This is a genomic window from Sphingopyxis sp. (assembly GCF_035250425.1).
In the GTDB taxonomy this organism is placed as follows: Bacteria; Pseudomonadota; Alphaproteobacteria; order Sphingomonadales; family Sphingomonadaceae; genus Sphingopyxis.
The window spans coordinates 1-9641 of the sequence record NZ_DATFFD010000196.1 but is presented as its reverse complement, the minus strand read 5'-3'; the positions used below and the strand labels follow the sequence as shown (position 1 = coordinate 9641).

Here is a 9641-nt window from a genome sequence, read left to right as displayed (position 1 = left end):
TGGGTCGGCCAGCGTCGATGTGTCGCCCAATGACCCGAAGTCATTCTCCGCGATCTTGCGCAGGATGCGGCGCATGATCTTGCCCGAGCGCGTCTTGGGCAGGCCGGGGGTCAGGTGGATATGGTCGGGGGTCGCGATCGGGCCGATTTCCTTGCGCACCTGCTGCTTGAGGCTCGCGACGATCTCGTCGCTCGGCTCGACCCCGGCGTTGAGCGTCACATAGGCGTAGATGCCCTGGCCCTTGATGTCGTGCGGGAAGCCGACGACCGCGGCCTCGGCGACAAGGTCGTGCAGCACGAGCGCGCTTTCGACCTCGGCGGTGCCCATGCGGTGGCCCGAGACGTTGATGACATCGTCGACGCGGCCGGTGATCCGCCAATAACCGTCGGCGTCGCGGCGGCAGCCGTCGCCGGTGAAATATTTGCCCTTGTAGGTCGAGAAATAGGTTTCGGCGAAGCGCTGGTGGTCGCCATAGATCGTGCGCGCCTGTCCGGGCCAGCTGTGCGTGATGCAGAGATTGCCTTCGGTGGCGCCGCCCTGCTGTTCGTCGACGAGCACGCCGCCGTCGGCGTCCACCAGCTGCGGGCGAATGCCGAAGAAGGGCTTGCCGGCGCTGCCCGGTTGCATCGGATGCGCGCCGGGAAGGGTGGTGATCATGATCCCGCCGGTTTCGGTCTGCCACCATGTGTCGACCACGGGCACGCGGCCCTTGCCGACGATCTGGTGATACCAGCGCCACGCCTCGGGATTGATCGGCTCGCCGACGCTGCCGAGCAGGCGGAGCGAGCTCAAATCGTGGCGCGTCACATATTCGTCACCCTCGCGCATCAGCGCGCGAATCGCGGTCGGCGCGGTGTAGAGGATGTTGACCTGATGCTTGTCGACGACCTGCCAGAAGCGGTCGTGGTCGGGGTAGTTGGGCACGCCCTCGAACATTAGCGTCGTCGCGCCATTCTGCAGCGGGCCATAGACGACATAGCTGTGGCCGGTGACCCAGCCGATGTCGGCGCTGCACCAGAAGATTTCGCCGGGGCGATAGTCGAAGCCGTACCAGAAGGTCGATGCCGTCCAGACGCTGTAACCGCCGACGGTATGGAGCACGCCCTTGGGTTTGCCGGTCGATCCCGAGGTGTAGAGGATGAACAGCGGGTCCTCGGCGTTCATCGGCTCGCATGGGCATGTCGTGTCGACGTCGGCCGACAACGCGTCGTACCAATGGTCGCGGCCTTCCTTCATCGCGACGTCGCCGCCGGTGTGCGCGATGACGAGCACGGCTTTGACGTCCACGCGCTCCAATGCCTTGTCGACATTGGCTTTCAGGGGAACAGTCTTGCCGCCGCGCAGCCCTTCGTCGGCGCAGATCACCCAATCGCTGCCGCAATCCTCGATGCGGCCGTGGATCGCTTCGGGCGAGAAGCCGCCGAAGACGACGCTGTGGACCGCGCCGATGCGCGCGCAGGCGAGCATCGCGACCGCGCCCTCGGGGATCATCGGCATATAGATGGTGACGCGGTCGCCCTTTTGGACGCCCATCTTTTTCAGCGTATTGGCGAAGCGGATGATGTCGGCGAGCAGCGCGGCATAGCTGATCGTCCGCGTCTCGCCGTCGGGGGCGTCGGGTTCGAAGATGATCGCGGTGCGTGTCCCATGCCCCGCGGCGACGTGGCGATCGACGGCGTTGTGGCAGAGGTTGAGGACGCCATCCTCATACCAATTGATCTCGACGGGGTCGAAGGACCAGCCCGCGATCTTCGTCGGCGGTGTGATCCAGTCGATGCGCTTCGCCTGTTCGGCCCAGAAGCTGTCGGGATCGGCGATGCTCTGGGCATAGAGCCGGTCGTAATCGGCGGCGGTGCAATGCGTGTTCGCCGCAGCGTCGGCAGGGACGGGGACGAAGGGCTCGGACGGCGGCAATTCGGACACGGACGACTCTCCTCTGATTATGGTCTCCCTTAGCCGTTCGCATCGAGCGAAGTCGAGATGCCCATCGGGCTAGGCGCTGCATCGATGGGTGTCTCGACTTCGCTCGACACGAACGGGGAGGGGAGAGTAGACCGCGCGCGACAGCGATTTGGAAAGGATCGATAATGGCCGGGATCGGCGAAGAGGTTGGGCAACTGCTCGACGGACTGGGCGTCGACCGGCGCGCCTGGGTCGAGGGATCGATGCCGTCGGTGACGCCGCTGACCGGCGAACAGCTCGGTATGGTGCAGGTCGCCGATGCTGCGATGATCGACGCCGCGCTGGACGGCGCGGCCGCGGCCTTTCGCGCCTGGCGCGGCGTGCCCGCGCCGCGCCGCGGCGAACTGGTGCGGCTGTTCGGCGAGGAATTGCGCGCGGCAAAGGACGATCTGGCCAAGCTGGTGACGATCGAGGCGGGCAAGATCGCGTCCGAGGGCGCGGGCGAGGTGCAGGAGATGATCGACATCTGCGACTTTGCGGTCGGGCTTTCGCGGCAATTATACGGGCTGACAATCGCGACCGAGCGGCCGGGGCACCGGATGATGGAGGTCTGGCACCCGCTGGGCGTCGTCGGGGTGATCTCGGCGTTCAACTTTCCGGTCGCGGTGTGGGCGTGGAATGCGGCGGTCGCGCTGGTGTGCGGCAATAGCGTCGTGTGGAAGCCGTCGGAAAAGACGCCGCTGACCGCGCTCGCGACGCAGGCGATTTTCGCGCGCGCGGTGGCGCGCTTCGGCGATGCGCCCGAAGGCTTGTCGCAACTGCTGATCGGCGGGCGCGAGGCGGGCGAGGCGCTGGTCGACGACAAGCGCGTCGCGCTGGTGTCCGCGACCGGATCGACGCGAATGGGCCGCGCGGTGGCGCCGCGGCTGGCGCAGCGCTTTGCGCGCGCGATCCTCGAGCTGGGCGGCAATAATGGCGTGATCGTCGCGCCGTCGGCCGATTTGGGCCTCGCGCTGCGCGGCGTGGCGTTCGGCGCGATGGGGACGGCGGGGCAGCGCTGCACGACGACGCGGCGATTGTTCGTGCACGACAGCATTTACGACGGTTTCGTTGCCAAGCTGAAGGCCGCCTATGCGAGCGTCGGCGTCGGCAATCCGCTGACAAGCGAGGTGCTCGTCGGGCCGTTGATCGACCGCGCGGCCTATGAGATGATGCAGGACGCACTGGCCGCCGCCCGCAACGCAGGCGGCGTCGTGCACGGCGGCGACCGTGTTGGCGAAGGGGCGAGCTTCTATGTGAAGCCCGCGCTCGTCGAGATGCCGGGGCAGGTCGGGCCGGTGCTCGAAGAGACCTTCGCGCCGATCCTCTACGTGATGCGTTATTACGACCTCGATGCGGTGATCGCGCTGCACAATGATGTCGCGGCGGGGCTGTCGTCGGCGATCTTCACCACCGATATGCGCGAGGCTGAGCGGTTTCTGGCCGCGAGCGACTGCGGCATCGCGAACGTCAATCTCGGCACCTCGGGGGCCGAGATCGGCGGGGCGTTCGGCGGCGAGAAGGAGACCGGCGGCGGGCGCGAAAGCGGTTCGGACAGCTGGAAGGCTTATATGCGGCGCGCGACGAACACGCTGAATTATTCGGATGTGCTGCCGCTGGCGCAGGGGGTTTCGTTCGAGATTTGACGTATCCCCTCCCGCAAGCGGGAGGGAAGAGGCTTAGGCGCGCCAGCCGAAGCCTGTTTCGAGGGCGACGACCTGACCCGCAGTTCCGACCGGTTCCTGCGTGCCGTTGGTCAGAAAGGCCAGCATCGCTGCGTCGCTCACATCGACATGCGCCAGCGTGCGCTTGTTCTCGGGCGTGCGCGCGACGACAACGCCGGCTTTTGGCGCCCCGTCGCGGCCGTAAAACACCGTGTAGCTCTCGATCGTTGCCGGCCCCGCATAATCCTCCACCAGCTCGGGCACCGGGCCGCGCTTTGCTTCGGCCTCGGTCTGATAATCAAAATCATGCGGGAAGCTCGCTGCGGCAATCGGTTGTTTACCCAGCACGATGCAATGATTGTCGGTCGCGAAGCCGCCATTGGCGAACAGGAAGCCATAACGGCCCTCGCTCCGCAATTTCTCGACCATCGAGACGATTGCGTGGCTCATATAATTGGCGATTGGGCCGCCGCCGAAGGTCAGCCCGCCGAACACCGTCGCGGGGCGATCCCAAGGCCAGCCGAGGATGCGCCGCGCCATCTTGGGAACGCAGGGGAAGCAGCTGTAGAGTTCGACGAAATCGAAGTCCTCGGCCGTCATCGCGTTCAGTTCGAGTGTGCGCGTGATCGAGGTCTCCATGCTGACGCTGCCATCGTAGCGGTCGCGGTGGAGGATGCTTGGCGGTTCCTTCGCCGCCGCGCCCATGCCGATATGGATCAGGCGGTTTTCGGGGACGCCGCGGCGCCATGCCTCGGCGAGGCTCGCGACGATAAAGCCCGCGCCCTGGTTGACCGACGAATTGGCGACCATCAGCTTCGAATAGGGAAAGGCGATCGGGCGGTTGCGTTCGTCGACTTTGAGGATGTCCTCGGGGCTCGCGGGCTTGCGAATCCACGCGCCGTCGTTCGCGGCGGCGACTTCGGAAAAGCGCGACCAGATTTCGGCGCTTTCGAACTGCGCTTCGGCAAGGCTCTGGCCCCACGCGGCGCGGGTCGCGTTCTCGTAGAGCGGGTAGACGTCGACCGGCGCGGCGAGGCCGTGCTTTTGCGCGTAATTGGGCTCGCGCCGCGTCGCGACCTCGCGGATCGCATTATAGCTTTTGTCCTCGCCGCTCGCGGCCTTGGCGGCGCGGCCCGCGGCGGTGCGGAGCGCCTCGGCGCCGACGATGGCGGCAAGTTTGACCTCGCCCGCGCCGATCCTGTTCGCGGCTTCGTTGAGCAGGCGGACGGGCGTGTCGCCGTGCGGGGCGGCGGACTGATAGTTGATCGCGGGCGTTGCGCCGATCGCGGCGGCGAGCGGTTCGGGGAGTTTGCCGAGGCTGTGGAAGCTGATCTGGTCGACGATCGCGAGGCTGTCGAGGTCGGTCAGCAAGCCGCCGCCCGCATCGGCGTCGGCGATCTTCAGCGCTGCGACCATCAACCCGAGCGAATCGAGCCCCTGGTCGGGGTCTTCGGGCCGGTCGTTGATCTGTCCGACCCCGATGATGACGGGAATACGTTCGGGGTCGGTCATCGTCATATCAGCGCGCCTTCCACACCGGCTTGCGCTTTTCGGCGAAGGCGCGCGGGCCTTCGCGGGCGTCCTCGCTGCGCATCAGCACACCGCGTTCGCGGGTGTTATGCTCCCAAAACGGCGCGTCGGCGGCGATGCGGCCGTCGTCGATGCCGAGCGCAACGCGCTTCGACGCCTGCACCGAGAGCGGGGCGTTGGCGGCGATCTTTTCGGCGAGTGCGAGCGCGGTGGGCAGCAGCTCGGCGAGCGGGACGACATGGTTGACGAGGCCGAATTCGGCGGCGCGCGCGGCGGGGATCGGGTCGCCGGTCAGCATATATTCCATTGCGAGCTTGCGCGGCAGCTGCTGCGCAAGCCGGAACGCGCCGCCCGCCGCGGCGAACAGCCCGACCTTGACCTCGGGCAGGCCGAATTGCGCATGATCGGCGGCAACGATGATGTCGCTCATCAGTGCGATCTCGCAGCCGCCGCCAAAGGCGAAGCCGTTGACCGCGGCGATGACCGGTTTCGAGATCGGGTGCGATACCATGCCCGCGAAACCCCATGCCTGCTGCGCCGGATCGTCGGGGTAGAGGCTTTCGCCGCGCGATAGTGCGACAAGGTCGGCGCCGGCACAAAAGCTTTTCTCGCCCGCGCCGGTGATGACGACGACGCGGATTTCAGGGTCGTTTTCGGCCTCTTCGAGCGCGGTGCCGACGCCGGCATGAACGGCGGCGTTGACCGCGTTGCGCGCCTCGGGCCGGTTGATCGTGACGATCAGGATATGGCCGCGGCGTTCGGTGAGGATGGTGGTGTCGGTCATCGCGAATCTCTCCCTTTCGGGGGAGTATCGCGGTGAGTTGACGTTTACGTCAACTGGAAAGCTCCTCCCTGCCGCGAAGCGGCGGGGAGGGGGACTGCCCGCGAAGCGGGTGGTGGAGGGGTTTCGATGACAGCGCCATTACCCCTCCGTCAGCGGCTACGCCGCTGCCACCTCCCCTTGGCTTCGCCATGGGGAGGATCTTGTTGTCAGATCGACTGCCCGGTCTTCGCCCAGTCGGCGAGGAAGCCTTCGATGCCCTTTTCGGTCAGGATATGCTTGAACAGTCCCTTGATCACCGACGGAGGCGCGGTCATCACGTCGGCGCCGATCTTCGCGGCTTCGAGCACATGGATGCCGTGGCGCACGCTCGCGACGAGGATTTCGGTCTCATAGCCGTAATTGTCGTAGATCAGCCGGATGTCGGAAATGAGCTGCATCCCGTCGAAGCCATTGTCGTCGTGGCGGCCGACGAAGGGCGAAACGAAGGTCGCACCCGCCTTGGCGGCGAGCAGCGCTTGCGCGGCCGAGAAGCAGAGCGTGACATTGACCATCGTGCCGTCGCCGGTCAGCGCCTTGCACGTCTTGAGCCCGTCAATGGTCAGCGGCACCTTGATGCAGACGTTCGGCGCGATCTTGCGGAGAATCTCGGCCTCTTTCATCATCGTTTCATGGTCGAGCGCGACAACCTCGGCCGAGACGGGGCCGGTGGTCAGCGCGCAGATTTCCTTGGTCACTTCCTTGAAATCGCGGCCCGACTTGGCGATCAGCGACGGGTTGGTGGTGACCCCGTCGAGCAGGCCGGTCGCGGCGAGTTCCTGGATGTCGGCGATATCGGCGGTGTCGGCGAAGAATTTCATGGCGCGGGGCTTTCCTGTGGGAAGGTGATTCGGAATTGCGTCCGCCCTAGAACAACGCGCTCGAAATATGAACTGTTCAAGCCTCCTTCGTCATGCCGGACTCGATCCGGTATCCATTTCGGCGGCGTGGCATAGACCCCGGATCAGGTCCGGGGTGACGAAGGTTTTGAAACCACTGGCGTTCCATATATGTTCCCGCTAAGCGAACCGCATGGCCAAAGCGAAACGTCAATATGTTTGCCAGAATTGCGGCTCCGCCACCTATCGCTGGCAGGGGCAATGCGCTGATTGCGGCGAGTGGAACACACTGGTCGAGGAGGCGGGCGAAACCGTCTTTTCGGCCAAGCACGACCTCAGCCGTGGTGGGCGAACGCTGTCGCTCGAAACGCTCGATGCCGAGAGCAAGATGCCCGACCGCATGCTGTGCGGGATTGCCGAGTTCGACCGCGCGCTGGGTGGCGGCTTCGTCGCGGCGTCGGCGACGCTGATCGGCGGCGATCCGGGGATCGGCAAATCGACCCTGCTGTTGCAGGCGGCGGGGCGGCTCGCGAAGGCGGGCAAGTCGGTCGTCTATATCAGCGGCGAGGAGGCCGCGGCGCAGGTGCGGCTGCGCGCGCAGCGGCTCGGGCTGGGCGATGCGCCGGTCGCGCTTGCGAGCGCGACGTCGGTGCGCGATATCCTCGCGACGCTCGACAAGCAGACGGCCGATTTCGTCGTGATCGATTCGATCCAGACGATGCACAGCGACCTGATCGACAGCGCGCCGGGGACGGTGAGCCAGGTGCGCGCGAGCGCGCAGGAACTGATCCGCTATGCCAAGGACAGCGATGCCGCGATCGTGCTCGTCGGGCATGTCACCAAGGACGGGACGATCGCGGGGCCGCGGGTGCTCGAACATATGGTCGACACGGTGCTGGCGTTCGAGGGCGAGCGCAGCCATCAATATCGCATCCTGCGCGCGGTGAAGAACCGCTTTGGCGGCACCGACGAGATCGGGGTGTTCGCGATGGGCGAGGAGGGGCTGGGCGAGGTATCGAACCCGTCGAGCCTGTTCCTGACCGACCGGTCGCGAGATGTGCCGGGGTCGGTGGTGTTCCCTGCGCTCGAAGGCACCCGGCCGGTGCTCGTCGAGGTGCAGGCGCTGACCGTGCGGCTGGCAAGCGGCGCCACACCCCGTCGGGCGGTGGTCGGCTGGGATAGCGGGCGGCTTGCGATGGTGCTCGCGGTGCTGGAGGCGCGCTGCGGGCTCCAGATGGGCGCGGCCGAAGTCTATCTCAACATCGCGGGGGGCTACCGGCTCACCGATCCCGCCGCCGATCTTGCGGTCGCGGCGGCGCTCATTTCGGCGTTCAGCGAGCGGCCGGTGCCCGCCGACGCAATCATATTCGGCGAGCTGTCGCTGTCGGGCGAGGTGCGGCAGGTTTCGCACGACGGATTGCGCCTCCGCGAAGCGGCGAAGCTCGGTTTCTCGCGCGGCTGGGGGCCGAAGGGCATGAAAGCGGTCGGCGGGATTTCGGTGACCGGTTTCGAACGTCTCGGCGAACTCGTTGACCTGATGCTCGGGCGCGACTAGCGACCGGCGAATGGGAAGTCTGACGGCTCTGGATATCGTCGTGCTGGTGCTGGTTGGCGGCGGCGCGGTGCTCGGTTTCTCGCGCGGCCTCGTGCAGGAAGTGACGACGCTGCTCGCGTGGATCCTCGCGATCGCGGCGGTGCGCTTCTTTCACCCGCTCGTGACCGACCTGCTCGCGGGCTGGGTCGGGACCGAAGGCGGCGCCGCGGCGCTCGCTTTCGTGCTGCTGTTCGGCGGCGTGTTCGCGCTCGCCAAATGGGGATCGCGCGCGATGGGGCAGCGCAGCCGCGCGTCGCTGGTCGGCGGGTTCGACCGCGGGCTGGGCGCTGGTTTCGGCGCGGTCAAAGGCCTGCTGATCGCGTCGATCGGCTTCATGCTGATCACTTTGCTTTATGATATAGGGTATGGCGTTATGCAGCGCCCCGCGTGGATGACCGACAGCCGCACCTATCCGGCGCTCAACGCGACGAGTAGCGCGATGAGCAAGGTCATTGCCGAGCGCCGCGCCGAGGCGCGCGAGACCGAGGCCGAAACCGCCAGGGCCGGCAAGCCATGAGCGCGCCGCTCTATAATCGCGACATATTGGCGCTGGCGGTCGCGACCGCCGACTATCTGCCGCTCGTCGATGCGCGCCACCGGGTGAGTAGGCGTGCGCCGCTGTGCGGCAGCGCGATCATCCTCGATCTCGATACCGATGACGCCGGGCGCATTGCACGCATCGGTATGCACGTCGAGGCGTGCGCGCTGGGTCAGGCATCGGCGGCATTGCTTGCGCGCCACGCGCCGGGACTCGGCCTAACCGAACTGCGCGCCGCGCGCGACGGGATTGCCAGCTGGTTCGCGGGCGCGGGCGACCGGCCAGACTGGCCGGGGTTCGACCTGCTCGCGCCGGCGCAGGGTTATCCCGCGCGCCACGGTGCGATCCTGCTGCCCTTCGACGCCGCGATCGCCGCGCTTGAGGAGCGGGCGGCGGCGGCATGAATTTGCTCGCGCTAACCGCGGCCGCCTCGGAGGCCGCCGAAAGGGTGGCCGAAACCGCGACCGACACCGCACTGGTCGAGGGCGCGATCCTGCTCGGCGTTGCGACATTGTTCGTGCTGATTTTTCGCCGGCTCGGTCTCGGCGCTGTGCTCGGCTATTTGATCGCGGGAGCGGTCGTCGGGCCGCACGGGCTGGGGCTGGTCGGCGGCGGCGAATCGAAGCTCGCCTTTGCCGAGCTCGGCATCGCCTTCCTGCTCTTCCTCGTCGGGCTCGAACTGTCGCCGCGGCGGCTCTGGGACATGCGCCGTGCG

The 9641-nt window shown here is 66.7% G+C and carries 9 protein-coding genes; 5 read left to right on the top strand and 4 right to left on the bottom strand.

Going from position 1 to position 9641, the window contains the following annotated elements:
* Positions 1-1923 (bottom strand): acetate--CoA ligase (gene acs / locus VJ811_RS11720; protein WP_324072498.1); only part of this gene is annotated, 1923 nt, incomplete at its 3' end.
* Positions 1924-2087: 164 nt separating this feature from the next.
* On the opposite strand from acs, the gene VJ811_RS11715 reads away from it, so the two are divergent.
* On the top strand, positions 2088-3587 hold the full coding sequence (locus VJ811_RS11715; RefSeq protein WP_324072496.1) for an aldehyde dehydrogenase family protein: 1500 nt from the start codon (positions 2088-2090) through the stop codon (positions 3585-3587).
* Positions 3588-3620: 33 nt separating this feature from the next.
* On the opposite strand, the gene VJ811_RS11710 is transcribed toward VJ811_RS11715, so the two are convergent.
* The 3 genes from VJ811_RS11710 to fsa form a co-directional block, all read right to left on the bottom strand.
* Positions 3621-5123 (bottom strand): acetyl-CoA acetyltransferase, encoded by a 1503-nt coding sequence (locus tag VJ811_RS11710; RefSeq protein WP_324072494.1) that lies wholly within the window; start codon positions 5121-5123, stop codon positions 3621-3623.
* Position 5124: 1 nt separating this feature from the next.
* Complete coding sequence (locus VJ811_RS11705; RefSeq protein ID WP_324072491.1) at positions 5125-5919, bottom strand: crotonase/enoyl-CoA hydratase family protein; 795 nt, start codon at positions 5917-5919, stop codon at positions 5125-5127.
* Between the two features lie 206 nt (positions 5920-6125).
* Entirely contained in the window at positions 6126-6776 is a 651-nt protein-coding gene (gene fsa, locus VJ811_RS11700) for a fructose-6-phosphate aldolase (RefSeq protein WP_324072489.1), read from the bottom strand.
* Between the two features lie 211 nt (positions 6777-6987).
* On the opposite strand from fsa, the gene radA reads away from it, so the two are divergent.
* The 4 genes from radA to VJ811_RS11680 all read left to right on the top strand — a co-directional run.
* Positions 6988-8349, top strand: coding sequence for a DNA repair protein RadA (gene radA / locus VJ811_RS11695; RefSeq protein ID WP_324072487.1), 1362 nt, complete (start codon positions 6988-6990; stop codon positions 8347-8349).
* Positions 8350-8359: 10 nt separating this feature from the next.
* Positions 8360-8905, top strand: coding sequence for a CvpA family protein (locus tag VJ811_RS11690; protein WP_324072485.1), 546 nt, complete (start codon positions 8360-8362; stop codon positions 8903-8905).
* Complete coding sequence (locus tag VJ811_RS11685) at positions 8902-9330, top strand: iron-sulfur cluster assembly scaffold protein (RefSeq protein WP_324072483.1); 429 nt, start codon at positions 8902-8904, stop codon at positions 9328-9330. The genes VJ811_RS11690 and VJ811_RS11685 overlap by 4 nt, the downstream gene beginning before the upstream one ends.
* The coding region (locus VJ811_RS11680) for a cation:proton antiporter (protein ID WP_324072481.1) at positions 9327-9641 on the top strand (315 nt) is incomplete at its 3' end. The genes VJ811_RS11685 and VJ811_RS11680, both read left to right, overlap by 4 nt.